The sequence below is a fragment of the Saprospiraceae bacterium genome (genome assembly GCA_016716185.1).
Taxonomy (GTDB): Bacteria; Bacteroidota; Bacteroidia; order Chitinophagales; family Saprospiraceae; genus Vicinibacter.
The window spans coordinates 1,098,672-1,123,689 of the sequence record JADJWV010000002.1; the positions used below are offsets into that span (position 1 = coordinate 1,098,672).

General features: G+C 38.5%; 26 protein-coding genes. 8 read left to right on the forward strand and 18 right to left on the reverse strand.

Annotated features, from left to right (window positions below; genetic code table 11):
- Window positions 1-372: 372 nt before the first annotated feature.
- Together IPM34_06030 and IPM34_06035 are read right to left on the reverse strand one after the other, a co-directional pair.
- Complete coding sequence (locus IPM34_06030; GenBank protein MBK8955099.1) at window positions 373-1,131, reverse strand: enoyl-CoA hydratase/isomerase family protein; 759 nt, start codon at window positions 1,129-1,131, stop codon at window positions 373-375.
- A gap of 13 nt (window positions 1,132-1,144) precedes the next feature.
- On the reverse strand, window positions 1,145-1,732 hold the full coding sequence (locus IPM34_06035; GenBank protein MBK8955100.1) for a transferase hexapeptide repeat family protein: 588 nt from the start codon (window positions 1,730-1,732) through the stop codon (window positions 1,145-1,147).
- Window positions 1,733-1,785: 53 nt separating this feature from the next.
- On the opposite strand from IPM34_06035, the gene IPM34_06040 reads away from it, so the two are divergent.
- Window positions 1,786-2,463: a DUF2461 domain-containing protein gene (locus tag IPM34_06040; GenBank protein MBK8955101.1), complete on the forward strand. Its 678-nt coding sequence runs from the start codon at window positions 1,786-1,788 to the stop codon at window positions 2,461-2,463.
- A 126-nt stretch (window positions 2,464-2,589) separates the two neighbouring features.
- Here the strand turns inward: IPM34_06040 and IPM34_06045 are convergent, their stop codons facing one another.
- From IPM34_06045 to IPM34_06060, 4 genes are all read right to left on the reverse strand, one after another.
- Window positions 2,590-3,573, reverse strand: a complete 984-nt coding sequence (locus IPM34_06045) for a YihY/virulence factor BrkB family protein (GenBank protein ID MBK8955102.1) — start codon at window positions 3,571-3,573, stop codon at window positions 2,590-2,592.
- A complete protein-coding gene (locus tag IPM34_06050) occupies window positions 3,554-3,976 on the reverse strand; it encodes an acyl-CoA thioesterase (protein ID MBK8955103.1) in 423 nt (140 codons plus the stop codon). The genes IPM34_06045 and IPM34_06050 overlap by 20 nt, the downstream gene beginning before the upstream one ends.
- Before the next feature lie 36 nt (window positions 3,977-4,012).
- Window positions 4,013-5,266, reverse strand: a complete 1,254-nt coding sequence (locus tag IPM34_06055) for an arginine deiminase (protein ID MBK8955104.1) — start codon at window positions 5,264-5,266, stop codon at window positions 4,013-4,015.
- Window positions 5,267-5,536: 270 nt separating this feature from the next.
- On the reverse strand, window positions 5,537-6,142 hold the full coding sequence (locus IPM34_06060) for a T9SS type A sorting domain-containing protein (protein MBK8955105.1): 606 nt from the start codon (window positions 6,140-6,142) through the stop codon (window positions 5,537-5,539).
- A 139-nt stretch (window positions 6,143-6,281) separates the two neighbouring features.
- Between IPM34_06060 and IPM34_06065 the strand changes: the two genes are divergently transcribed.
- The 6 genes from IPM34_06065 to IPM34_06090 all read left to right on the forward strand — a co-directional run bounded on the left by IPM34_06065 (window position 6,282) and on the right by IPM34_06090 (window position 15,453).
- Window positions 6,282-7,229, forward strand: a complete 948-nt coding sequence (locus tag IPM34_06065) for an NAD-dependent epimerase/dehydratase family protein (protein MBK8955106.1) — start codon at window positions 6,282-6,284, stop codon at window positions 7,227-7,229.
- 21 nt (window positions 7,230-7,250) lie between these two features.
- On the forward strand, window positions 7,251-8,441 hold the full coding sequence (kbl, locus tag IPM34_06070) for a glycine C-acetyltransferase (GenBank protein MBK8955107.1): 1,191 nt from the start codon (window positions 7,251-7,253) through the stop codon (window positions 8,439-8,441).
- Between the two features lie 184 nt (window positions 8,442-8,625).
- The gene (locus IPM34_06075; protein ID MBK8955108.1) at window positions 8,626-11,877 is read left to right on the forward strand and encodes a PDZ domain-containing protein; all 3,252 of its coding nucleotides are present in this window, start codon (window positions 8,626-8,628) and stop codon (window positions 11,875-11,877) included.
- A gap of 160 nt (window positions 11,878-12,037) precedes the next feature.
- Window positions 12,038-14,545 (forward strand): TonB-dependent receptor, encoded by a 2,508-nt coding sequence (locus IPM34_06080; protein ID MBK8955109.1) that lies wholly within the window; start codon window positions 12,038-12,040, stop codon window positions 14,543-14,545.
- Between the two features lie 540 nt (window positions 14,546-15,085).
- Window positions 15,086-15,298, forward strand: coding sequence for a hypothetical protein (locus IPM34_06085; protein ID MBK8955110.1), 213 nt, complete (start codon window positions 15,086-15,088; stop codon window positions 15,296-15,298).
- Window positions 15,238-15,453, forward strand: coding sequence for a DUF1761 domain-containing protein (locus IPM34_06090; protein MBK8955111.1), 216 nt, complete (start codon window positions 15,238-15,240; stop codon window positions 15,451-15,453). The genes IPM34_06085 and IPM34_06090 overlap by 61 nt, the downstream gene beginning before the upstream one ends.
- 114 nt (window positions 15,454-15,567) lie before the next feature.
- On the opposite strand, the gene IPM34_06095 is transcribed toward IPM34_06090, so the two are convergent.
- The gene (locus IPM34_06095; GenBank protein ID MBK8955112.1) at window positions 15,568-16,362 is read right to left on the reverse strand and encodes a TlpA family protein disulfide reductase; all 795 of its coding nucleotides are present in this window, start codon (window positions 16,360-16,362) and stop codon (window positions 15,568-15,570) included.
- An 11-nt stretch (window positions 16,363-16,373) separates the two neighbouring features.
- Entirely contained in the window at window positions 16,374-17,576 is a 1,203-nt protein-coding gene (locus tag IPM34_06100; protein ID MBK8955113.1) for a T9SS type A sorting domain-containing protein, read from the reverse strand.
- Between the two features lie 794 nt (window positions 17,577-18,370).
- Between IPM34_06100 and IPM34_06105 the strand changes: the two genes are divergently transcribed.
- Window positions 18,371-18,550 (forward strand): hypothetical protein, encoded by a 180-nt coding sequence (locus tag IPM34_06105; GenBank protein MBK8955114.1) that lies wholly within the window; start codon window positions 18,371-18,373, stop codon window positions 18,548-18,550.
- On the opposite strand, the gene IPM34_06110 is transcribed toward IPM34_06105, so the two are convergent.
- From IPM34_06110 to IPM34_06155, 10 genes are all read right to left on the reverse strand, one after another.
- A complete protein-coding gene (locus tag IPM34_06110) occupies window positions 18,547-20,001 on the reverse strand; it encodes an aminotransferase class V-fold PLP-dependent enzyme (protein MBK8955115.1) in 1,455 nt (484 codons plus the stop codon). The two genes, IPM34_06105 and IPM34_06110, sit on opposite strands and share 4 nt — an antisense overlap.
- Window positions 20,002-20,031: 30 nt before the next feature.
- The gene (locus IPM34_06115) at window positions 20,032-20,556 is read right to left on the reverse strand and encodes an SRPBCC domain-containing protein (GenBank protein MBK8955116.1); all 525 of its coding nucleotides are present in this window, start codon (window positions 20,554-20,556) and stop codon (window positions 20,032-20,034) included.
- Window positions 20,557-20,574: 18 nt separating this feature from the next.
- The gene (locus IPM34_06120; GenBank protein MBK8955117.1) at window positions 20,575-20,961 is read right to left on the reverse strand and encodes a VOC family protein; all 387 of its coding nucleotides are present in this window, start codon (window positions 20,959-20,961) and stop codon (window positions 20,575-20,577) included.
- Window positions 20,962-21,073: 112 nt separating this feature from the next.
- Window positions 21,074-21,553: an SRPBCC family protein gene (locus IPM34_06125; protein MBK8955118.1), complete on the reverse strand. Its 480-nt coding sequence runs from the start codon at window positions 21,551-21,553 to the stop codon at window positions 21,074-21,076.
- A 3-nt stretch (window positions 21,554-21,556) separates the two neighbouring features.
- Window positions 21,557-21,976, reverse strand: coding sequence for a hypothetical protein (locus IPM34_06130; protein ID MBK8955119.1), 420 nt, complete (start codon window positions 21,974-21,976; stop codon window positions 21,557-21,559).
- A 10-nt stretch (window positions 21,977-21,986) separates the two neighbouring features.
- The gene (locus tag IPM34_06135; protein ID MBK8955120.1) at window positions 21,987-22,472 is read right to left on the reverse strand and encodes an alpha/beta hydrolase; all 486 of its coding nucleotides are present in this window, start codon (window positions 22,470-22,472) and stop codon (window positions 21,987-21,989) included.
- Between the two features lie 29 nt (window positions 22,473-22,501).
- Window positions 22,502-23,155 carry a hypothetical protein gene (locus IPM34_06140; protein ID MBK8955121.1) on the reverse strand — a complete coding sequence of 218 codons (654 nt, stop codon included), beginning with the start codon at window positions 23,153-23,155 and terminating at the stop codon, window positions 22,502-22,504.
- A gap of 36 nt (window positions 23,156-23,191) precedes the next feature.
- Window positions 23,192-24,022 (reverse strand): GNAT family N-acetyltransferase, encoded by an 831-nt coding sequence (locus tag IPM34_06145; protein ID MBK8955122.1) that lies wholly within the window; start codon window positions 24,020-24,022, stop codon window positions 23,192-23,194.
- Window positions 24,023-24,493, reverse strand: coding sequence for a GNAT family N-acetyltransferase (locus IPM34_06150; GenBank protein MBK8955123.1), 471 nt, complete (start codon window positions 24,491-24,493; stop codon window positions 24,023-24,025). It abuts the gene before it with no gap.
- Window positions 24,493-25,002, reverse strand: a complete 510-nt coding sequence (locus IPM34_06155; protein MBK8955124.1) for an SRPBCC domain-containing protein — start codon at window positions 25,000-25,002, stop codon at window positions 24,493-24,495. The genes IPM34_06150 and IPM34_06155 overlap by 1 nt, the downstream gene beginning before the upstream one ends.
- Between the last annotated feature and the right edge of the window lie 16 nt (window positions 25,003-25,018).

Sequence of the window (25,018 nt, forward strand, 5' to 3'; positions counted from 1 at the left end):
TTTGCAATATGGTCTGTATGATTGTCACTTATCAAAATGGTTTGTCTGTGTTGATTCGTTTAATTTTTAGTCGTCTGCTGATGTCGTGTTGTGTCGTCAATAGGCTTGCTGCTAACTTTTCGACCTCCCGATAAAATGTTTGTGATTACTAATTTTGAATAAAGCTATATCATTTTATCGGGACGACCATTTGACCTTTTGACTTTTCGACCTTTCGACCACACTCTATACTTTATTCATCGTATCATTCTTCATTCTCCATTATCCCAGTCTCTGCATTAGAATTGAAAATATACTATATGCATAGTGGTTCATGCATAATTTACGCCTTCAGCCTTACGCCTTCAGCCTTACGCCTTCAGCCTTACGCCTTCAGCCTTTGGCCTTAAATTCTCCTATTGCCTTTTTACAATAGTCAGACAATACAAGTTCGCCGCTGATGGCGGCGCGTTCGAATAATAACTGGTCCCAGTTTTCGGTGCCTTCCCAGAATATGGATTTGAGTTTAAATAATGCAGCCGGATTGTAGCTTATAAGTTTCGATGTAAAATGTTGGATATATGCATCGAGTTGTTCGGTCGTTTCAAATACCTCATTGAATAAACCTTTTTGTTTTGCGAACTCTGCAGTCTGCCATTCGTCGGGATTGATGGCCATCATTTGAAAAGCTGCTTTTCCAATTTTGCGTTCTACAGCGGGGCCAATGACAAAGGGTCCAATGCCTACGGCAAGTTCACTCAGACGGATACTGGCATATTTGCTTGCCAAACTGTAATCTGCAGCTGCAGCCAATCCAACGCCGCCTCCTATTGCTTTTCCATGAACTCTGCACAAAACTATTTTCGGACAATTTCTGATGGCCAGAATGACTTTGGCAAATCCACTGAAAAATATTTTTCCGGATTCGCGGTCATTGATGGCAGCCAATTCATCGAAACTGGCACCGGCACAGAAGGTTTTCTCACCTGCTGAGCATAAAAGCACGAGATTGACCTGTTCATGTTGACCCAAGGCATCGATGGTGTCTGCTAATTCTTTCAGCAAATTACCGGGAAGCGAATTGTGCGCCGGGTGAAAGAATTGAACGGTAGCTAATCCGTTTTCGATTTTATGTGTTACAAATGCTTCCATCTGATATTTTACTTTATTGTTTCTTCCAGCTTTTATAATCTCCGGTGGGAGTGGGATAATGATCCGGCAATACTGTAAGTGGCTCGCAGGGTTTCAAATGCAAATGAGAATCTCTTGCCAGTTGCTGATAAAGTTCCGTACCCTTACTTTTCCAATCTATCATTTCCTGCGAAAGAGTTTTGATAATTTTTGCCGGATTACCTACAACAAGACTTCCCGGAGGAATAACCATTTTTTCCTTTATAAAACTCATGGCACCCACAATGCTGTTGTCTCCTATTTCAGCTTCATCCATGATGACAGCATTCATGCCGATCAGACAATTGACTCCAATGATGCTCCCATGAATGATGGCACCATGGCCAATATGTGCATTTTCCCTGAGTCTGACCTCAATCCCTGGAAACATGTGAATGGTGCAGTTTTCCTGGACATTGCAACCATCCTCGATGTAAACAGCACCAAAGTCTCCCCGGATGGCAGCAAACGGACCAATGTAAACATCCTTGCCAATCACGACACAACCGGTCACGGATGCCTGGGGATGCACAAATGCGGTGGGGTGGATGACCGGAATAAATTCTTTATAGGCGTAAATCATACGAACCTTGCAAATTTAGACGGCTTCTCTTACTTTTAAGCAAAAATTAAGGTATGGCTGCTTATTTCGATGCAGAATTTCTAAAATTTTTCAAAGAATTAAAGAAGAATAACAACAGAGAATGGTTTCAGGCCAACAAGGAAAGATTTAAGGTAAAAGTTGAACAACCCTTTCATGAATTGGTAACTGCTGTGATTGAAGAAATGAAATCAATTAATCCCCGTATTCAGATTACGGCAAAAGATGCCATTTTCAGGATTTACAAAGACATTCGTTTTAGTAATGACAAAACCCCATATAAAGAATTTATCAGTGCTATCGTTTCACAGGGCGGACGAAAGGATTATGTTTCAGCGGGTTTGTATTTTGAATTGAATCACGAAGGCATAAAAGTTTATTCAGGGATCTATATGCCCGATAAAAACCAACTGGCTTCGATCCGGTATTATATTGCCGATCACCTCAAAGAATTTCAGAAAGCCAAATCCGATAAAAAATTTGTGAAACGATTTGGAAAAATTCTTGGCGATCAGAATAAAGTGCTTCCAGCCGACCTGAAAGAAGCTGCTGCCCTGGAAAATTTAATTTACAACAAGAATTTTTATTTCAATTGCAGTTTGGACAAAGAAATGTTGCATTCTCCTAAACTGGTGAAGGAATTGGTTTCCTGTTTTAAAGACGCCATGGCCGTGAATTCTTTTCTGGAGAAGGCCATCTTGGCAGGAAAGTAATTATTATTTTTTATTTGAATAATTACGTGGATTATGGATTTGAATCCGTAATTGAAACCCAATTCAAACCGGCTGTTGAATCCATCGTAAAAAAATCTGAAGGAATCCATCTGAAAATGACTTCAATCACACATCTTCTACATTCAATTGGCGTTTATTCATCTGGCTCTCCAGCATAAGATCCCTGTTTACAACGATGGCTGCGTTGAGTTCGAAACCAAGAATTAAAAGGAGTGTATTCAACCGAAGCCATACCAGGGTGATGATGAGTGCGCTGATGGCTCCATAAACTTTGTGATACGTACCAAAAGCATTGATAAACATCCCAAATAAAATCGATGTAACAATGGTAGCCAGGGTTGCGAATAATGCACCGGGTGAGATCCCCTTGATCGGTTTTTCTATGGAAGGACCATAACGATAAACCAAGGAAATGACCGCGTAAAATAAAAGTATGGTTACGAAAAATTTCAAACTGGTTATGGAAATTTTAGTGAATCCGGATAATTCCATGTAATTCAACAACCATATGAGAATTTTTTCGCCAAAAATGATCACCAGTACAGAAAAGATCAATAACAATCCAAGTGCAATCGTTAGCAGGATGGCTGTCATTTGTTTTTCCAGCCAGTTGCGCTTTCGGAAACTCGATTTATAAGTTTTATCGAACCCTCTCATCATTGCTAATATGCCCTCCGATCCAAAATATACAGCCAACACAAATCCTATAGATAAGAAACTGCTTTTCGCCCTGGGTCTGATGTTTTCGATGATATCATGTATGACATAATCCTTTGCACCCGGAGGGAGAATGGATTGCAATGCATGCTCCAGAGTTGCATAAAAGTCCAGGTTTTTTGGAAGATAAGCGGTCAGTGTAAATAAAAAAATAAGTGAAGGAAACAAGGCCAGAAAGAAATGATAAGTCATGGCACTTGCCCTTACATTCAAGTCATTTCTATTGGCTTCCTGATAGAGAAAATGCAAAACCTTATAGATGGGCACACTTCTGAATCCTGGAAGAGAATGTTCCTGCATCCAACTTCGTAAATTTTTGAATGCGCTGGTTTCGAGTAATCTGGATTTAATTTTAGAATTCCGGGATATCAAGGTACGTGTTTAAATTTTGTTGGACAAAATCCGGTATCGATATTTTTTTACCAGAACCAGCATTTAAAAAACATAAAATCACATGGGCAGCATTCAATAATTTATGTTGCTCATTAAAAATTTCTGTATCAAAGCGGATCTGATCATTCACCGGCCAACGCACCGATGTATGAACATCCAATAAATCATCATATCTGGCAGGTCTTAGAAATCGAACGTGCATACTGACTACAGGCATCCAAATGCCGTGCTCTTTTTCCAGATCAGCATACCTGATTCCCATGGCGCGCATGGCTTCCACTCTGCCCATCTCAAAATATTGGGAGTAATTTCCATAATATACATAACCCATCTGATCGGTTTCACTGTATCGAACGCGGATTTGAATATGGTGCTTAAACATCTTTTGTTGAATGCGTTTTGAGATGTTATTGCAAAATCATGATTTTTCCCTAAGTACCGGGCACGACATACAATGCGGTCCTCCCCGTGCTCTGGAAAGTTCGCTGGAAGGCAGTGTAATGATAGTATTGTGAATTTGCTCCGGGTCAAAATCGGTATGGAGTAACTCCTTGGCATGAATGATTTTATAACCTGCATTTTTAAATGCCGTCTCTGTAAGCGGATTTCTGTCGTAAGTGAGAGCAACCCCGGGTCTAATTGTTAGTAAATTGCAGCCGTCTGTCCATTGTTCTCTTTCCTGGTAAGGAGACTCCCCGTTCCCGCTCCAGATAAATTCAATGTTGGGGCTTATTTCATCGTGCATAAAATCAATAACCGATGGATATTCCACAATGCTGCCAGATTTTCTGTAAACAGTTACATACGAACCCAATCCATCCTTGACTATTGGTTTGTAACCAATAAAATGATGGTGGTTGAATTGCGTAAACAAAGTATCAATATGCATAAATGAGCGTTCTTTGGGCACATCTACTTCGACTACGTTTTTTACCAGGTCTTTCTCAAATAAAACGCGTTTCAATGTTTGCAAAGCATGATCTGTCGTTCGTTCGCTGCTTCCAATCAATAAATATTCTTCATTCAGCAACATCAGATCCCCTCCTTCAATGCTGATGGGTTCTCCTTTTTTGGAAGGTGGAAATTCGTCGATCACATTCAGATTGATCAATTTGTTTTCCTTAGCCAGATAACTGAAATCGGGATGTGCGTGTAAAATGAAACGGGTTAATAAATTTTCGCGATGTCTTACCGATTTGGATGCTTTCGTAATGACGATGTGGTCGCGAATCGTCAATGCAATATCTCTTGTAAAAATAAAATTGGGTATAGGATCAAAAAATATCTGGTCAGCTTTTTTATCATATCCCGAAATTAATACCTCTGATAATGTGCCATGATCCATTTTACACAATTCTGCAAAATAAGATTTTGGTAATTCTTCAAAATCGCGAATCATCTCCAAAACTTCAGATTTGATCTTTTCATCTGCATCCAAAGATTCTTTGATGAGTTGTTGTGTTTCAAGTACATTTTGTTCTCCAAGAAATTTTGCTAAAACTGATCTGAATATCTGATGCTCTTTTCGCATGGTAGGCAAATGCACAATGTCGTCAAACAGCAACTCTGTAGCTCTTTTTGGGCTGATCCTGTCAATTCCTTCGTCCGGACTGTGTATGATCACTTTGAGCAACTTATTTATTTCTGAATCGACGAAAACACCTGGTTTCATAAAATATGCAATTAGTTACAAAGGTATTCAATTATTTTGAAGGCTGTCATCTGATATAATTCCGCCATGTTGTTTGGTTTTTGGAATTCGATTCATTATTAATGTCAATATGCTGATAGAACAGCATAACAAGGCTGATTCAGGATAAGATTTCCGCGAATGAGGGTTAAAACAATGGAATACATCTTAAAATTCAGTTTTCATTCGAGGACTACAATTGTAAAAACGCATTCAAATTGAATCTTTACATTAAAAAATTTTCCAGTTATACTAGTGTTCATTTATTTTCATAAATTTTCCAGAGGCCACCCGCGTGCCTGTCCCATTGATAATTTCGAAAAAATAAAATCCCGGGGGTAAATGGAGGGCACTTATTTCAAAATAATTTTGATCGGTTTCTAACTTATTAATAATTTGACCACGGGCGCTGTAAACCAACAATTGGTAGTTTGGATCAGACTCCGGAAAGCTTAAAAGGGCATGTGTCCGGATGGGATGTGGATAAATTATATAACCGTCTGAATAATCCAGCAAAAGTACCGACACCGTTTCACCGGGCCCAATATTACCGAATTCGAGCTGGTAATGATTGATGCTATTCAGTTTTGCTGTTTTATGAATGAATTGATAATTGACGGTTTCTGTTTTACTGCCGCATATTCCTCCTATAAATCCGATTTCCTGAAAATGCATCGAATCTGTGGAATGCAGAATTCTAATTCCATCGCAAGTTTGCCCTAGCGACATCTGCCAATCGAGAATGATTTCGCGATGAGAGGGCGTTGCAGTAAAATAATTCAATACAGCCTGCGAATGCAAGGGAATCGTATGGAACAAGGCCACGCAAATAAAGAGAACAATAGGAAACCGAAACATCTTACTAAGAAAACGTCGTTGGATCCTTTTTGTTTCTAATTACTTAGAATGGTAGATTCGCTTTTCGATGCAATCATTGTGCATATGGAGTTTTAACATCTGTTAAAATGCTCTATCTTTCGCAGTCAAATTTAAATATATGGACCGAACAAAGGTGCTGGTATTGGGAGCAAACGGGCAAGTTGGTTCTGTGCTGGTCGAAGCCTTGCGCAAAAAATGGGGAAATGATCAGGTCATCAGTTCCGATTTGCGGGAACCCTCCCATGCCACGGGACCTTTTGAAATTATCAATGTGGTTGATGCGGAAAGCATTAAAAATGCGGTTTTAAAATATGGTGTTACCCAAATTTACCATTTAGCAGCCATCCTTTCCGCCAGGGGAGAGCAGGATCCCATGAATACCTGGAATATCAATATGCAGGGATTGCTCAATGTTTTGAATGTGGCTGTGGAGATGAAGTTAGACCGGGTTTTTTATCCAAGTACCATTGCCATCTTTGGCCCCACTACGCCCAAACACATGACACCACAACATTCTGTATTTATCCCCACGACTGTTTATGGAATCAGCAAACACAGCGGAGAATTGTGGTGTAATTATTACCACAACAGGTATGGCTTAGACGTTCGTTCATTGAGATATCCGGGAGTGGTTGGCTGGCAATCTCCGCCGGGTGGGGGAACTACCGATTACGCGGTAGAAATATTTCACGAAGCTATTCTGAAAGGGACCTACAGCTGTTTTCTGGAATCCGATACCCGTTTGCCCATGATCTATATGGACGATAGCATCAGAGCAACACTTGAATTGATGGATGCTCCTTCAGAAAACATCCGCGTACGCACCAGCTACAATCTGGCAGGCATGAGTTTTACACCCGCTGAATTAGCCGATGAAATCAAAAAACACATTCCCGCATTTCAAATAACTTACAATCCGGATTTCAGACAAGCCATTGCAAAATCTTGGAATGAAAGTATCGATGATTCTGAGGCGAAATATGACTGGAACTGGAAACCGGCGTATGATCTGGAGAAAATGACTGCAGAAATGATTGTGATGCTTAAAGCACAGTATAATTCATAATATTTACCTGAAACAAAAGACATGTACGGAAAAGTTAAAGACCAACTTACAGAAGAATTGAAAGCCATTCAGGAAGCAGGCTTGTATAAAAAAGAGCGGACCATCACTTCCGCACAAGGCGCTGTGATTCAAACTTTAGAAGGAGGAGAAGTGCTCAACTTTTGTGCAAACAACTATCTGGGTTTGTCCTCACATCCCAGTGTCATCCAGGCGGCTAAAGCGGCAATAGACCAATATGGTTATGGCCTGTCATCGGTTAGATTTATTTGTGGAACGCAGGACCAGCATAAGAAACTCGAGCGGATGACTGCAGATTTTTTAGGCACAGAAGATTGCATTTTGTATGCTGCCGCATTCGATGCCAATGGAGGGATATTTGAACCCCTGCTTGCTGAACAGGATGCTATCATATCAGACGAATTGAATCATGCTTCGATCATTGATGGGATCCGACTTTGCAAAGCACAACGATACCGGTATAAGAATAACAACATGGAAGATCTGGAACTGAAATTAAAAGAAGCTTCCGGAGCCCGCCGAAAACTGATCGTTACGGACGGGGTTTTTTCCATGGATGGTACCATTGCCCAATTAGACATAATCTGTGATCTGGCCGATCGGTATGAAGCCATGGTAATGATCGATGAATGCCATGCCAGTGGATTCATGGGGAAGACAGGCCGAGGAACGCATGAATATAGAGGAGTGATGGGGAGGATTGACATCATCACCGGAACATATGGCAAAGCACTTGGTGGAGCCTCAGGAGGTTTTACGGCGGCGCGACAAGAAATCGTCGACATGCTGAGGCAAAGATCCAGGCCCTATTTATTTTCAAATACGCTTGCACCATCCATTGTAGGTGCTTCGATTCAGGTGCTCGGGTTGCTGAGTGCATCCACCGAATTGAGGGATAAACTCGAGGAAAATACCCGTTATTTCAGAAGCGAAATGACAAAAGCTGGTTTTAACATCGTGCCGGGTGAGCATCCTATTGTCCCGGTTATGTTATTTGAGGCCAAACTTGCACAGGAATTCGCTGCAGCCCTGCTCAGGGAAGGGATCTATGTCATTGGATTCTTTTATCCGGTCGTACCACAGGGAAAAGCGAGGATCAGAGTACAAATCTCTGCTGTACACAACCGGAGCCATTTGGAAAAATGCGTTGGAGCTTTTGTGAAGGTCGGAAAAGAACTGGGAGTATTGAAGTAAAATAAATTAGCTATTTATCTTATATATAAATATCTATTATATAAATTAATACACATAATTTATATTTTTAATATAAAAATCCTATGCGAAATCCAATAATTTGGAGTGAGGAATAGATATTTGCTCTGTTTTTTATAATACGAAATCTTTCGTACATTTGCTTTTTCACAAAATCAATTTAATAATGAGATATTCCAAAGTTTGTTTATTCCTGTTCATGGCTTTTATGCTGAATGCTCAGGAAACCCGTTTACTCAGATTCCCAACCATTTACAACAACCAGATTGCCTTTAGCTATGCCGGCGATTTATATACCGTATCCTCAAATGGGGGAACCGCCAGGAAACTGACCAGCCATGTTGGTTACGAACAATTTGCCAGGTTCTCTCCAGATGGTAAGTACATTGCTTTTTCCGGTCAATACGACGGGAATACGGAGATCTATCTCATTCCTGCACAGGGTGGCGAACCCAAGAGATTAACTTACACGGCCACTTTAAACAGAGACGATCTCTCAGACAGAATGGGTCCCAATAATTTGTGTATGGGTTGGAAAAACAACGAGCAGATCATCTATCGAAGCCGATGGCGCGAACACAACGATTTCAGAGGACAGCTCTACTTATGCAATATTAAAGGCGGACTCTCCGAACAATTACCCTTCAACCATGCCGGTTTTTGTTCCTATTCACCAGATAAAACCAAACTGGTCTACAACCATGTATTCCGCGAATTCCGTACCTGGAAACGATACACCGGCGGTATGGCTGACGATATCCGGATTTTCGACTTTAATACCAAGAAAAGCGAAAAAATAACCGATAATATTCATCAGGATATTATTCCGATGTGGGTAGGTGATAAGATCTATTATTTATCTGCCAGAGAAGGCAGAATGAATTTATATTGCTACAACACCACATCAAAGCAAACTAAAAAAGTATCTAATTTTAAGGATTACGATTGTAAGTTTCCTTCGCACAACGGACAATGGATAGTGTTTGAAAATGGTGGTTACATATATAAACTAAATACAACGAATGATCAATCTGAAAAAGTAAGTATTCAGATTGCAGATGACTTTTCTACCGGAAGAAATGTTCTGAAATCCGTTAAAGAAAATTTACTTTCCTGGGATGTTGGTCCCGATGGTAATCGCGCAGTTTACGTTGCAAGAGGAGATGTGTTTACCGTTCCATTAAAGAACGGTGAGATCAGAAATCTAACGCAGTCATCCGGAAGTCACGACAGAAATGCCAGCTGGTCGCCCAATGGGAAGTATGTTGCTTATATCAGCGATGCAAGTGGTGAAGATGAGGTTTATATTACAGGAGCTGATGGAATTTCAACAGCCATTCAATTGACCAGAAACGGAGACAATTACAAATATGGATTACAATGGTCACCGGATTCCAAAAAAATATTGTACTCAGACAGAAAACAGGGATTGTATGCCGTTGATGTCGAAACCAAATCCACCACTTTGCTGCATAGTTCGCAGGTCTTTGAAATCAGTCAGTACAATTGGTCACCCGACAGCAGATATGTTTGTTTTACCAATCCGGAGCGGAAAAACAATTCTTCTATAATGATCTATGACTTTGAAACCAAAAAAGTTAATGCGGTTACAGAATACTGGTTTCAATCCAATTCTCCTGTGTTTAGCACAGATGGAAAATATTTATTCTTTACCTCTGAAAGAAGTTTTAATCCGAGATACAACAACCTGGAATGGAACCATGCATATTTTGATTTGACTAAAATTTATATGGTGACTTTAAAAAAGGATTTGCCTCATCCATTTGAGCCGAAATCAGATGAAGTTGCCGTAAAAGAGGAAAAGGACAAAAAAGAAGCTAAATCAGAGAAGGAAGATAAAGCCAGCCAAAACAAAGACAGTCTTTCAAAAAATGTAAATATAGATTTTGATGGTATTTTCAACCGCGTCGTTGAAGTGACTCCGGTTGCTGGCAATTATTTTGGAATTGAGTCAGCCGGGGATAAAATTTACTATTTCCGTTCGACCCTGAGTGACCGGATGAAATGGTTTGTGTTTGATTTGAAAAATCAAAAGGAAACGGAATTAAGTCAGGAAGTCAATGGATATTCTTTTACTCCCGACAGAAAAAAAGTAATGGTTTCTTCAAAAGGAAATCAATACATCATCGATGTACCTTCAGGAAAATTAAATCTTGAAACTCCATTGGATCTAAGTGATCTCAAAGTAAATATTGATCGTAAAGCAGAATGGAACCAGATTTACCACGAATGCTGGAGACATATGCGGGATTTTGTTTACGATCCCAATCTTCATGGCGTAGATTGGAAAGGGCTTAGAAAGTCATATGCAGAGTTGCTTCCTTATGTGAATCACCGGGCTGATCTGACTTACGTAATCGGAGAATTGATAGGAGAACTCAATCTGGGCCATTCCTATGTAGGGGGTGGCGATTATCCGAAAGCTGAGCGTATACCCATGGGACTGCTGGGAGCACAGGTGAACAGAGATCCGTCCGGATATATCAGAATTGATAAAATTCTTAAAGGTGAAAATTGGAGTAAAAGGGTGCGTTCTCCACTGACTGAAGTGGGTATGAATGTAAAAGAAGGTGATTTTATTTTGGCGGTCAATGGCGTTTCCACCAAAGATGTCAATGATTTTTACGAATTGCTGGTTGGAAAAGCCCATAAGCAAGTCAAATTAAAAGTCAATAATTCGGCGAAGCCTGAAGGATCCAGAGAAATAACCGTTGTGCCCATTTCTGACGAAAGCGATCTCTATTATTACAATTGGGTACAGAGCAATATTGAACGGGTCACTAAAGCAACAAACGGACGGGTGGGTTATATCCATATTCCCAATATGGGTCCCGACGGATTGAATGAATTTGTAAAATACTTTTACCCCCAGCTGATAAAAGAAGCTGTGATTGTCGACGACAGAGGAAATGGTGGCGGCAATGTCTCCCCTCACATCATCGAGCGCCTGAGGAGAGAACCCGTACAGGTTACGATGTCCCGGAACGGAACCCCAAGCTTTGAACCTGTTGAACAGATCATCGGACCTAAAGTGGCCTTGATTGATGAATATTCTGCAAGCGATGGAGATATATTTGCATATCGCTTTCAAAAATATAAGTTAGGCCCGGTCATTGGTAAAAGATCCTGGGGTGGGGTCGTGGGTATCCGCGGAAGTTTGCCCATAGTGGATGGTGGCTTTCTTAACAGACCAGAATTTTCCAGATACAATCTCGAAGGAACACAATGGATCATGGAAGGGCACGGAGTCGATCCCGATATTGTGGTAGAAAACGACCCTTATGAGTCATTCATGGGTTCTGATAAACAGCTCGATAAAGCCATTGAAGTGATTCAGGGCTTAATGAAAGGTAAAACTTATAAAGAACCTGCACCACCTCCATACCCAAAGAAGTAAATCTGAGGAGTTTGGTTTGATAAGGGAGAGTAACATTAAAATGAATTTGAGAAGTGTCTCCTTATTGGTGCGGATCATCGATGATTGTGGCGTGCTGATCTAAGGAATTCCGCGGCATGAGCAGATCATAATAAATTTGGGTTTCAAATTATTTGGTAAAATGATCAAACAAGCAAAAAGCATTTCTTTCATTTTAGTTGCGCTGATAGCTATCCTATCCGGAGTGAATGCACAATTTGGGCCTGGCAATGCTGCGATGATCAGCGCCACTCAAATTGGGAAATTCCAGGGTCAGGTATTGGATTCCATCAGTAAACAGCCAGTTGGTTTTGCCAACATTGTGATCCAGGAAGCTTTGGAAAAAAAAGATGTGGACGGCAGTCTTGCAGACGATAAGGGAAAATTTACGATTAAGGAACTAAAGTTTGCCAAGTACAACATCATCGTTTCCTTTCTGGGATACGAAACTAAAATAATGGGCCCCTATAAAATCAATAAAGATGTTTACGAATATAAATTGGGAGTCATCTTATTGAGTCCAAAAGCTGAAGTTTTAAACGAAGTCACCGTTGTAGGAAGTAAAGATCTCATAGAAAACAAAATTGACAGATTGGTTTACAATGCAGAAAAAGATGTGACCACCAAAGGAGGGAATGCTGCTGATGTTTTACGAAGAACACCCTTGCTCACCGTAGATCTGGAAGGAAATGTGTCCATGAGAGGGAGCAGCAATTTGAAAGTCCTGATCAACGGAAAACCCTCTTCGATCATGTCTTCCAGTATTTCCGATGCATTAAAAATGATTCCTGCAGATGTTATTGAAAAAGTTGAAGTGATTACCAATCCGGGAGCAAAATACGATGCAGAAGGAACCGGTGGAATTATCAACATCGTTACAAAAACAAAAAAAATCCAGGGAGTGTCGGGTTCGGTCTATGCCAGTTTAGGTAGTAAAAGCAGCAGCCTGGGTTCTAATTTGAATATAAGAATGGGCAAAATTGGCTATGGGGCCAATATAGGTGGTTATTATTGGCGCGGCAAAGGAGATACAAAAGTGGATCGCGAAAATTTAAACACCGCCATCAATCCATATTACCTCCAGGAAGGTAATTCTTCGAATAATGGAGGAGGTTTGTATTCGCAATTGTCTGCCGATTACGACATAGATTTAAAAAATTCACTTACGTTTTCGGCCCGTTTTCCATTGAACAGATTTGCGAATGAAAATGAACTAACTACTTATACGGGTACCCAAAAAGGTAATTTGCCTTTCTCTTTTGAGCGACACAGCGAAGTGGTGAACAGTAGTTTTGGCACAGATCTCAATTTAGATTACAGGAGAACCTTTGACAAAGATTCGGATCGGGAGTTTTCGATCTCCGGACAATATTCCTATTCCAATAAAAACAGCGATTACGAAACCGATCAGTTTGATTCGCTTGGTATTTTAAATTACAAGGAATTGGGTCCGAATTTGGGCACGAATAAAGAATATACAGTCGCTGCAGATTATTTGCACCCGCTTTCTAAAAAAGTAACATTTGAAACCGGTGCGAAATCCATTTTCAGAAATGTTTACAGCGATATATATTACGATACGCTGAATCTGATGAGCCAAACTTATTTAAGAGACGACAGCAGAAATAATTTGTTCGATTACGATCAGAATGTTGCATCTGCATACGGCCAAATTACCTTTCCCATTTCAGAAGCCCTCAAGGGGAGGGCAGGACTTCGATACGAACATACATTTATTCAGGGAGTGACGGTTTCTGATGGGAATGCTTTTGAAAATGATTATGCATCCTGGATTCCTTCCGGTTTAATGGCTTATACATTTAAAGACAAATCTTCATTAAAGGTATCGTATTCGAGGAGAATTCAGCGGCCCAGTATGTTTTATCTAAATCCGTATATTAATTACAACGACCCAACCAATATCTCCTATGGAAATCCGGAACTTCAGCCCGAAATAACAGAATCCTTTGAGATGAGTTATAGTTTTGCAAAGGATGTTAAAAATGCTACGGTTTCTGTTTACCATAAAGTTACAAACGACCTGATCGACAACTACCGTTTTATCGATACCTTAGGCAGAACGAACGCCACGTACAACAATCTATCAAGCAGTACTTCATCGGGATTGAGTATCAACGGTGGAATCATGAAGCTGGGAACGATTATTTTGAACGGTACCGTTAATTTGTATTACCAAAAGGTAGAGAGCAGCCAGTTTGTCGATGTCCGCAACGATGCATTCAGCTACAGTTTGAATGGATTTGCAAACGTAAATATTACACCAACACTTGGCATTACTTTTTTTGGATTTGTGAATTCACCCAAGCTGACCACCCAAGGCAAACAATCAAGTTGGTTTGTTTACTCTATTGGATTGCGAAAAGAAATGTGGAAAAAAATGGGAGGCATATCTGTAGGAATAGACAATATTTTTCACCCCAAAATGAATCTGGATTCTGAATTTAAATCGGAGACCCTGTATTACAAAGCCGATAATCGCTTTGAAGGCTGGGGTATCAGGGCCAGTCTGGATTACCGGTTTGGTAAAATGGAATTTGGAGCAGCCAAGAAAAAAAGGAAGGGCAAATTAAACGACGACCTCAAACAGGGAGAAGGAGATGGTGGTGGTGGAAATTCGGGAGCGAATTAAATTGAATGTAGTACTCCAGTCGATATATTTCTTCAACTTCAACGATTCCATGCATTTTTTTTTGCTGTAAAAAATCATGACCTGTCAGAATTTTGGTAAATAAGATTACAGCTAAATGCCTCTGCATAAATTAAACACAGCCAGGATTCAGGCATATCAATTCAAACACAATCCATTTATAATAATGGAATGTAGCTTATAAATTTGAGACCATTCTTTTAGACACCAGACCTTTAGAAAACACTTAAAGCCCAAATACCGGTAGTTACCAGACTTTGAGCTTATAATCTTTGAATTCGCTTCAAAAATTGTACCATTTGCTTCTCTTTTATTAAATTGTATGGATTTCTTTATTATTCATTCATAACAAAACACAATTTGTTATGGATTTTAATTTATTGGCGCTCTTGCTCGCGGCTGTTACACCCATGATTTTTGGATTTATCTGGTAACACGATAAGGTATTTGGTAAGGCATGGTTGGATTCGATTGGCATGCCCAAAGAAAAGATGAATTCGGACAATATGATCAAGCTTTTCGGTGGATTTTTTTATATGTGCATTGGTGATCGCATTGGGTTTAAGTATAATCGCAACGCACGATGCATCAATTGGAGGAGCATGGTATTACGAGACCAATGGTCCCATGAAGCCTGACCCAAATTCAGAATCCGGAAAGTGGTTGCATAATACCTGGATAATCTTGCTGCTTCAATTTATAAGTTTAAACTTGGAGCATTCCATGGGCTGTTAACTGTTGGGATATTTTTGTTATGGCCCATTGTCGTGAATGATGAATTTTTTGAACGTAAAAGATTCAAATACATGGCTGTTAAAGCTGGATTCTGGATGATCTCTCTTGCCCTCATGGGAGGTATAATTGCTGCGATGTTCCGAAAGGAATCTTAAAGTCAATTTTAGCAGTGATGCTATGGAGTATAATTTACGAACTCATCATTACCTCTGGCGGGGTGGTGAGTTCGTAAAGTTTAAATGGAGGACATGAATAAATTTAACATCACACTAAAGTTTGATAAAAGAAACGGATATAATGCCTTCATTTCTTTTATTTCTTAGTAGCCCAAAATAATAGCCTGGAGGCAAACCAGGCAACTTCACTTCGTATAACTTGTTATAGGCTGGAATATTGATTTCATGAAGAGCTTGTTGTCCTGAGTATTCGTATAGCAGTAAACTCTGTTCCGTATATATAGGTTCATTACAAACAAGTGTTAGTGTATTGTCAGTGATCAGGTTGTTTTTAATTTGTTGATTGTAATTCATTTCGTATGAAGACAGTTGACTGACTTCGCAATCTTTTGGAGTCAGACCAAGTTGATTGAATCTGAAGTCAAAAACCTGGAGGGTAGGAGGATCAATTTCCATCACAATTTTTTTACTGGAATCAATGACATAAAAGGTAGGAAACCCAATGATATTGTACGCGTTGACAACAGCGTTGCCACCGCCTTCTAATCCGCTGATGGAAGGGTACTCAATTTTGTATGTTGCATCATAAGCCAATACTTCCGCATTGGTATCGTTGTGATCAATGGAAATGAAGACCACATCTTTTTTATTGCAACCATATTTTTTATAAGCCAGATTCACTTGTGGAGTATAATATTGACACGGGGTACAAGTGGTAAAGAAAAAATCCAGAACGACGGTTTTCCCTTTTTCCAGGTAATCGTACAGATGATGTTGCTGGCCATGTGTATCAGTTACCTTAAAATCCGGAGCGATTTGCCCAACCTGGGCGAATGTATTTTTCAGGTTCGGGCCAAGCAGGATTAAAAGGCAGATGAAGATCTTCATACGTTTAAAATTTATGGATTCAAATTCAGGAAAGTTTTTGTAAGAGTATGAGCGTTGGATTGTATTTGGATTATATATAACCCATTTGGGAAATGCGAGTTGTTAAATTCAATATTTTTAATTTTTTGTCCCTTGCATATTTCATTGTAGAGGGATTTGCCGTTGCTTGAGAAAATGCTTAGTTGGAGTTTTTGGTCCACTAAAAATTCAGGCAATTCAAGTTTCAACACAGAATTTCTGATGGAAGCCTGGAAAGCAATTTTGCGGGAACTCTCTTTTTGTCCAGATGGATTTTGATGGGGACACAAACGCAACAATTGAAATTTTACATTGGGATCAATGGCATGATTTCCACCAACTACATAGATACAACTGTCGAGGCTAACCATATTGTGATAATTCGTTCCGATAGGTAAGGAGACCGGATACTGACCTAAAGTTTCGCTTTTTGTATCAAACAGATAGACTTCTGATCGTTCCTGAAAATCGTAATAACCTCCTGCAAGAAAAATCTGATCGCCAATGGCGGCTCCCTGAAAACCATGAACTCTCACCGGGAAATTTGGCAGACTGGTCCAACTGTCTGAAACCGGATCGTATTTATTTACCCGGTTATTTGGAGCGGTATAACCTCCTCCGCAGAATCTGTAAATGTGATGATTTGCAGCCACATGTGCGCCATAAAAAAACTGGCCGTCCGGCAATGGGTTTTTAGTGATCCAGCTGTTGCTGGTTGCGTCGTAGGTCTGGCACAAGGTAGTCATTCCCTGCCCGGCGAGACTGAACAAGGTTTCATCCAGGTTGACTGCATAGTGTATAGCCCGGGGTGCGGTTAGATTTGCCGCGGGGCTCCAATTGTCGGTCATCGGATCATACACATGATGTTGGTTGGAAGGGCTGCCTGAGTTTGGAAAACCACCACCGAAAAAATGGATTTTTCCGTTTACCTGAGCACCTGCGGGTTGTTGCGCGAGATAAGGGACATTGGCTTTGGGTTCCCAGGTGTTCGTCGCCGGGTCGTAGGCAAAATGGTGATTCGTGGCACCTCCAACTCCGCCACCGCCCATGATGTGAATTTTGCCGTTGGCTACGGCCACCACCGGGAAAGTGAAACTTTCGGGGATGGGTGCAAGTACTTCCCATTGCTGGGCATTCAGTTTAAAAACGCTGATGGAGAGAATCGCACTCAATGCGAACAGGAGTGAACATTTCATGATTAGAGTTTTTGTCCCCTTGGATGGACATTAGTATAACAAATCTAATGAAATAATTTTGGAATGGGGCAAATCAATGGAGTAAGGCATGGAGGCGTATGGGCATGGAGGCGTTTAGGCATGGAGGCGTTTAGGCTTATAGGCATGGAGGCGTGTAGGCATGGAGGCGTGTAGGCATGGAGGCATATAGGCTTATAGGCATGGAGGCGTTTAGGCATGTAGGCATTTAGGCTTATAGGCGTGTAGGCATTTAGACTTTTTGGACTTTTAGGCCTGAAGTCCCGATAAAATATAGAGAATTATTCCTTTACTAAAATATTATGCAATTTTATCGGGATGTAGGTTTTTAGGCTTGTAGGGTGGAAGGATTGTAATTCAGCGAAAAAGCTTGAAGCGAAAAGCTTAAAGCGAAGAATTTGCATTCTAAATTTAAACTAACATATGTTAGATTAAATAACCTCTTTCCAAACCTTAATAACAACTAACATCTATCAACTAACTTCTAACAACTACCAACTAACTTCTACCAACTAGCAACTAACAACTAATGACTGCCAACTGTTAACTGCCAACTGTTTTTTCAGCATTTGAAATTTCGAGGATCAAGGAGAAATAAAAAAGGCAGTTAAAGCTGCAAACTGCCAACTGTTAACTGCCAACTTTTAAGTCGGGGCGAAAAGATTTGAACTTTCGACCCCACGCCCCCCAGACGTGTATTATTTGGTTCTATATAATTCAATATGGTTTAATAGTATCTGTAAATCAATGTAATATGATAAAAATAAGCGCGCGATATGCATCGTAATTCGATTTTGGAATCGAAATTTCTTAATGTGCGCACCCACGATTATTTTGGAAGAACCGGACACGAGAGAACTCCTTTTTCTTATCAATGTAAACCTGTTGTGACTACAAATAAAAAAGCCCACGATTTCTCGATGGCCATTGACTTTTTATTCTCTTTAAAGGTTTAGACTTTGAAATCGTTTTCATTTGAAAATCGTTGTGTTTTGTAAATAAATAATTTAATGACTTTTTCTACTTTGTTTATAGTTTCATCATCAATAAATGGATTCAATAAAATTGTACGCTGCCATAATTTGTTATTGTGTGTTGGAAGTGAGAAAAATAAATTATGCTCACGGATTGCGTATTCATTAAATTCTTTATTGAGTTGGTTACTTCTTGTCTCTTCTGATGCTCTTAAACGAAACGTTGGAATGTTCATTTCAGGCACACTTGCAAATTCCACCTCCGGTATTTGTTTGATAACAGAAACAAATTGTTTTGTAATTGCATAGGAGCGATCGATCATTTTCTCATAACCTGACAAACCAATAGATAGAATGCTCAACCAAAGTTTTAATACTTCAGCGTGTTTGGTTCCCTGTATGCTGAGTTCACTGAGATTAATGTATTGATCCTGTTCTTTGGTATAAAATGCTTTCATGCTGAAATATTTTTGTAAAATATCCTGATCACGAAACATGAGCATGGAACAGGTTTTTGCTATGTGCATCCACTTTTGAGGGTTAAAAGAAATTGAATCTGATTTTTCAATTCCATTTAATCTGTGTTTTTCGGTTTGAGATAAAATGATAGCTCCGCCATAAATTGCATCGGTATGTAGCCATAAGTTATATTGTTTGCAAATTTCAGCAATCTCTTCTATCGGATCAATACTACCGGTAACGGTAGCACCAATTGTTGCTACAACCGCAAATGGACTTTGACCATTTTGTATGGTATTATTAATTTTGAATATTAAATCCTGCGTGTTCATTTTACCGTTTGCATCAGCATAAACTAATACTAAACTATCAATACCCAGACCTGCTATCATGCATGCTTTTTTAATACTTACGTGAGCATGTTCATTTGCAAAAAGCACCAATTTGCCTTTGCTCCTTGATAGATCACCATCATTGCTCTTAAGAAAATAATTACGCGCTGTAATAACGGCCTGAATGTTTGATAAGGTGCCTCCGCTAACAATGATACCTGTTGCCGATGAAGGCAAACCAAACAAATCTGAAAACTGTTTAAGTAATGCATATTCCAATCGGGTAAAATAAGGAGACATTTCGAGACTAAACATGTTGTTGTTTAGTGCTGCTGAATAAAGACTGCCTATGATAGAATAGGTTGATGGCAAGCTATCCATGTGGCCTATGTAGCCCCGGTTTGCAGGATTCATACTCATGTTAATGACATTAACAAGTTCCTCTTGAAGTTTTTCTTTATTAAGAGGGGCAATAGGAATTTCAAAGTTGAATTTGTTTAGTTGTTCATCTGAGGGAAGAACCGGTTTTTGATCGGCAGAAGAAATGAAATCAACCAATAGATTTGTTACCTCATTAAATATTTTTAAAACTGCAGTTTTATTGCTTCCATCCGGTTTTATAAAAGTATTTTCCTGACACATTCTTGCTTGGTAAACAATAAAGTTTGGAATTTACTTTTTCTTGCAGCTTTCAACAAGCCATTCTAAAACCTTATTCCATGCGGCATCAAAATATTCGTAAGTTTTATCCCAATGTGCGCCTTCAGGCCAGGCAGTATGCGTTATAATAACTTCGGAGTTATTATTTTCTAAAGCCTTAAAATCTACAACAACACAGGTATGATAACCTGACTCACGTGAGTCTTTGATGCTTGGAGGTGCATTCCAACTGAAAGAAAACATTCTTTTTGGGATGAACGAAAGTACGGTACAACCCTCTGAACCTTTTTTACCAGTTGGTGCGTCTTTTGAAAAATAAATTTCGAACGGACCATATGGTCTTAATTCCATTTTATTGTCCTGGCCAAAAAAGGTCAGAAGCCCTTCATGAGTTGTCCATTTCCGCCAAAGTGAATCCAATGAACAATCAACAGTTGCCGTTTTTATTATCGCTTTATCAGTCATTTTTAAAGTTTGTTGTGCAAATGAGTTCTGAATAGAAAACGCAATCAGCAATAGTAAAAGAATATTTTTCATCGAAGTAAAAATTAGTGGTTAGTTATTGGAGTGCAATCCAATTTCATTGCCTTCCAAATCTGTAAAAAATCCCATGTATCCCATATTTTCGCCAATTGGTGTTTTAGGTAGGGTTATTTTACCGCCGGCAGCATCTACTCTGTTTAAAACGTTATTTAAATCAGACCCTCCATTGAGGTAAATTTTTACACCGTGTTTTGTTGGCGTATAACCTTTGGAACCCTGAACGATTGCGCCTCCAACACCACCGTTTTCTTGATCAAATAAAAGAAAGCCCATTTTGTTAGGACCCATTTCCATTTCAGGCATTTCATAATTGAAAATGGTGCTGTAAAATTTCTTTGCTCTTTGAAAGTCAGTTACCGGTATTTCTACCCACGATACTGCGTTTTTGTGTAATTCCATGCTATTTTCAATTGAGATAGCTACAAAGTTAGATTGTTATGAACTACTTGAATAGTCCAGATAATTGAATTAAGGTAGTCCATAGATTAAATGAATATTTTTACCCGAAAAATCAGTTCAACGACATCTCTTCTTCAATCTTCTTTTTCATTCCTATAAGCATCTCTAACGTTTGCTTTGCCATTTTTCGTTTGATAAAAAAGTTTAATATCATCACCTTTAATTTAGAGCTTGAGTAATAGTGTAAAATTTCCACTCGGGTTGATCTATCATCAACCTTAATGAAATTGGTTTCGACAATATAATCAGGCAAGAGCTTGCTCAGTCCCATTGTATCTGATGGGAAAACTGTAACAATTTTGCTATGGGGAATTATCTCAATATCTTTCTCAACACATTTGTGTTGTGAATTGACAATATTACATTGGTAACTGACACCTGTTTCACGAAATTGCGTATTCGATATTAAGTCTACCTTACTAACTGTGGGATGAAAATCAGGAATTTTGGAAAGATCCATGTTGTACTCCCATACCGTTTCTATGGGTGCATTAATGATTATTTCCTGCTTTGATTGAAATTTTTGGTTCATATATTATTTGTTTAGTTTAGCTATCATTTCATGAGTTAATTGGATAATTAATTTGGGCTGATCAATTTGAATTGGATGCCCGCTGTTTTCGGCAATGACTAATTTACTTTTGTTGGAAAGTTTGGTTAGGTCTTTTTGTAAATGCTGCCAGGAATTTTCTATGGAATTACCCTTATTTTTTTGGAAGCCTGAAAACAAGTTAGGCTTTCCATGAGAAACAATTATTAAAGGAATATCTTGAAAATTACCAAACTGATGAACTTCTGTAACACTTTCTTTGATAGCATCAAATTCCTTTAAATATGTCTTAAAGAAATTTCTTTGATAACCTTGTTTTAGATAAATGGAACGTAAATTAAGAGGCAACTTATCTATTATAGGAGGTAAATATTTTGTCACCATCATTTTACCAAATAGTTTCATAAGTTTTAGTTTAGAAATAATCAGGAGGAAGCGTTGTACGAGCAAACCCTTTTTTTTTAAATTGAGTGCATTTCGGAAGCATGAGATCATTTATTTTTTCATGACAAGCAACTAATAGATTCAGACCTAAAACATCTTTTTTGTTGAGGTGTGAAAATATTCTTGCAATGCGACCACCAAATGATGCTGCAAAAATAATATATGGTTTTGGTAAGATTTCTTTTGATAAAAGCAATTGTAATTCATTAGTTATAGCTTTTGCAGTTCTTGGTTCGGGACTTAGTTTACTAAACCATAATCCGGCACTATCGTACGAATATACAGTGGGGAATTTTGCAATCTCATTTTGTACCGAGTACCAATCCATCGACCAACTTGCTCCACCTGCCTCCAGAATAATTGTTGGCCCCCCGGAGCCTTTTACCTTATTGTTTAAAAAATGTGTACCAATGTTTGAGAGTTTACAAAATTCACTATTAACAGTTGTCGTTTTCATTTGCAAATGTTGAGGAGGTGAACATTGCTTTAATTACTGGTTATTTCATTAGGCACTTTACAACTTACAAGATTATAACCAACTAAAATAATCCAACTTGAAATACCTAAAATGAAAATGGAAAAGCCGAAAAGATTAACAAGGTTAAATGCGTTAAACAGCAGTAACATTCCAAGTACTATTAAAATAATGCCAAAGAAGCCAATGTATCTCGACAATCTTTTTGTTCTTATAATCAGGAAAGACCATATAAGTATTGTGATGGAAAATGAAATGATCATTATATAATCCATGGGTATATTGATGAAGTTGCCGTAAGAACAAACGTATTTCAGCATTTGATTTTGTGAAGGATCAGTACTTGAATTTTCTGAGAGAAACAAAGGCAATGTTATGCCATTTATTGTACCTGCTATCATTGCTGCTACCAAACCAAAACAAATGAAAATAAAAGCAAAATAAGAAAGCTGTGATGAGGTTTTTAATAGTATTGTTAGACCCCATGAACCAAAACAAATGAAGGGCAAACTAATAATTGCAATGGAATGCGAAACAACTATAATGGTCTTGACTTTAAGAATGTGTTCTATTGAACCTCCACTAGGGTGCAACACCATTGTTATAATAAGTAATATGCACCCGAATATTAAACTTGTGCCGGCAAAGATTCTTTCTTTTTTCATTGATATTATGTTTTGATGGGTGCTTCGTATTTTGGATTACAAATTGATTTTATAATACTGGATTCTCAAAGAAATTTCAAAGCCGAGTTTTTCTGCCAATTTATATGAACCGTAATTCTCAAGTCGACAAGCCCAAACAGGAATAAGTGAATTTTCCAGACTGTAATTTATTAACGTGGAACAGGCTAAAAAGGCAAATCCTTTTCCTTTGAATTCTTCCATTGTTTCAATACCTATTTCAAGAAAATTGTCTTGAATAAAGGCTGAAAATGCTATAGCTGCAAGTTTATCTTTAAAAAGCACACTATATCCAATTCCATTTGTAAGGAAATCTGTTTCATTATTCCAAAAGTTGAGAGGAGTAACTGTGCCTATCATTGACTTTAAGTGATCAGAATTTGTCCTTACAATCTTAACATCCTCATGAGATTTAAGAACTATTTGAGACCGAAATTTCTGTTCGTTAAAAGCAAAATTCAATCTGGTATTTAATTCAATTGGCCTTTTAATGATTTCCTTTTCTGCTTCTTTAGATGTAATGAGATTGTCACCAAATAATTCTTTTAGAACTAAATCCCATTGCCAGGGAAAGGCCTGAATCCATTCTGTTCTTTCCCGTTGAGAGGAATGATTTAAAGCGTAATTTAAAAATTCAAGATTAAACTCATTGTTGCTGTAGTTCCCGAAAAGTAGGCTCATACCATAGGGATGAATGATGTAGAATGTTGACGGTTTATTAGTATCATCAACATAAATTTTACCCTGCAATTTTTGCTGTACAATTGAAATTGCGAAAAGAGTATTAATCTTGACTTCTTTTAATGACTCCGTGCATTTAAAATAATCTGTAGTGGCGAGAAGTTTCATTTAAAAGGATAATTTCATTTTTGTGTCTGTTCTTTGAAATCCTGAGCACTGAAACTGAACTTCTATAAATCCCAACTTTTTGTATAGTTGAATTGCCACCGTGCAACCCTCTATATTTGAAAACTGGAAAATATGCTTAGCTCTGATATTTTTTATTGCTTCCTGTGATTCCAAGCAAATCTTATAGCCAATTTTATGCCTGCGATAATTTTCATCAACAGCTAATTTTATCTTCTCATACTTACCATCACCTTTATAAAGATATGCACATGTACCAAAGGGATAATTATCTACAAGTGCGATAAATATTTTACCTCCATCATTGCTTGTGTATTGATCTGGATTATCAAATGTTTTTATATCCTCCTCTTCAATTTCTAAACGACTTAAAATCCATTGCTCGTTGATTTCCTTGAATCTGAGGCGGTGTTCAAGATTATATTGAATAATATCGACCTTATTTTTTGTCATTATGAATTAATCACATTTTTCAATTTATTATTCTTATTTCTTAAATCTATACCTCCTTCTAAAATAGATTTGAGATTGGTCAAATGATATGTCCAGCCAATTGAGCATCCAAGATAATATCTGACTTTCGAAGATTCATCAGTTGGAATTTCTTCCTGGATTAATTCGACTATAGTTTCATTTTCTGCATTGATGATCCTCACTGTTACTATGCCTTCAACTCCAAATACAAATCGGAAAACATCGAGTCCGTTAGCTTCTAAAACGGTGCCCTTTTCCATTTCTTCATCACCGTATCCATGCCGGAGCCATTTATAAGTATCTCCTATAGATACTTGCTCATTATCAGTTAATATTCTTCCTTCTGAATTTTTGTATTCAGCTTTTCTCAGAAGCCAACTTTCTATCCCTACACGAGTTGTCCATGCGTTGTAAATAGCTTTTTTATTCGCTTTAACCGGAATTCGTTTCACGAACCTGCTCCAATTATAATTTATATTTATACTCATATTCTTCTCTTTTAAT

What these genes read in the sequence shown, in the direction of transcription:
- IPM34_06055 (MBK8955104.1), bottom strand. Translation starts at nt 5,266, where the DNA reads ATGAAACCAGGTGTTTTCGTCGATTCAGAAATAAATAAGTTGCTCAAA.
- IPM34_06040 (MBK8955101.1), top strand. Translation starts at nt 1,786, where the DNA reads ATGGCTGCTTATTTCGATGCAGAATTTCTAAAATTTTTCAAAGAATTA.
- IPM34_06140 (MBK8955121.1), bottom strand. Translation starts at nt 23,155, where the DNA reads ATGAAAAAAGAAAGAATCTTTGCCGGCACAAGTTTAATATTCGGGTGC.
- IPM34_06130 (MBK8955119.1), bottom strand. Translation starts at nt 21,976, where the DNA reads ATGAAACTATTTGGTAAAATGATGGTGACAAAATATTTACCTCCTATA.
- IPM34_06110 (MBK8955115.1), bottom strand. Translation starts at nt 20,001, where the DNA reads ATGTGTCAGGAAAATACTTTTATAAAACCGGATGGAAGCAATAAAACT.
- IPM34_06105 (MBK8955114.1), top strand. Translation starts at nt 18,371, where the DNA reads ATGCATCGTAATTCGATTTTGGAATCGAAATTTCTTAATGTGCGCACC.
- IPM34_06150 (MBK8955123.1), bottom strand. Translation starts at nt 24,493, where the DNA reads ATGACAAAAAATAAGGTCGATATTATTCAATATAATCTTGAACACCGC.
- IPM34_06125 (MBK8955118.1), bottom strand. Translation starts at nt 21,553, where the DNA reads ATGAACCAAAAATTTCAATCAAAGCAGGAAATAATCATTAATGCACCC.
- IPM34_06080 (MBK8955109.1), top strand. Translation starts at nt 12,038, where the DNA reads ATGATCAAACAAGCAAAAAGCATTTCTTTCATTTTAGTTGCGCTGATA.
- IPM34_06035 (MBK8955100.1), bottom strand. Translation starts at nt 1,732, where the DNA reads ATGATTTACGCCTATAAAGAATTTATTCCGGTCATCCACCCCACCGCA.
- IPM34_06120 (MBK8955117.1), bottom strand. Translation starts at nt 20,961, where the DNA reads ATGGAATTACACAAAAACGCAGTATCGTGGGTAGAAATACCGGTAACT.
- IPM34_06135 (MBK8955120.1), bottom strand. Translation starts at nt 22,472, where the DNA reads ATGAAAACGACAACTGTTAATAGTGAATTTTGTAAACTCTCAAACATT.
- IPM34_06050 (MBK8955103.1), bottom strand. Translation starts at nt 3,976, where the DNA reads ATGTTTAAGCACCATATTCAAATCCGCGTTCGATACAGTGAAACCGAT.
- IPM34_06060 (MBK8955105.1), bottom strand. Translation starts at nt 6,142, where the DNA reads ATGTTTCGGTTTCCTATTGTTCTCTTTATTTGCGTGGCCTTGTTCCAT.
- IPM34_06065 (MBK8955106.1), top strand. Translation starts at nt 6,282, where the DNA reads ATGGACCGAACAAAGGTGCTGGTATTGGGAGCAAACGGGCAAGTTGGT.
- IPM34_06155 (MBK8955124.1), bottom strand. Translation starts at nt 25,002, where the DNA reads ATGAGTATAAATATAAATTATAATTGGAGCAGGTTCGTGAAACGAATT.
- IPM34_06075 (MBK8955108.1), top strand. Translation starts at nt 8,626, where the DNA reads ATGAGATATTCCAAAGTTTGTTTATTCCTGTTCATGGCTTTTATGCTG.
- IPM34_06100 (MBK8955113.1), bottom strand. Translation starts at nt 17,576, where the DNA reads ATGAAATGTTCACTCCTGTTCGCATTGAGTGCGATTCTCTCCATCAGC.
- IPM34_06115 (MBK8955116.1), bottom strand. Translation starts at nt 20,556, where the DNA reads ATGAAAAATATTCTTTTACTATTGCTGATTGCGTTTTCTATTCAGAAC.
- kbl (MBK8955107.1), top strand. Translation starts at nt 7,251, where the DNA reads ATGTACGGAAAAGTTAAAGACCAACTTACAGAAGAATTGAAAGCCATT.
- IPM34_06145 (MBK8955122.1), bottom strand. Translation starts at nt 24,022, where the DNA reads ATGAAACTTCTCGCCACTACAGATTATTTTAAATGCACGGAGTCATTA.
- IPM34_06095 (MBK8955112.1), bottom strand. Translation starts at nt 16,362, where the DNA reads ATGAAGATCTTCATCTGCCTTTTAATCCTGCTTGGCCCGAACCTGAAA.
- IPM34_06030 (MBK8955099.1), bottom strand. Translation starts at nt 1,131, where the DNA reads ATGGAAGCATTTGTAACACATAAAATCGAAAACGGATTAGCTACCGTT.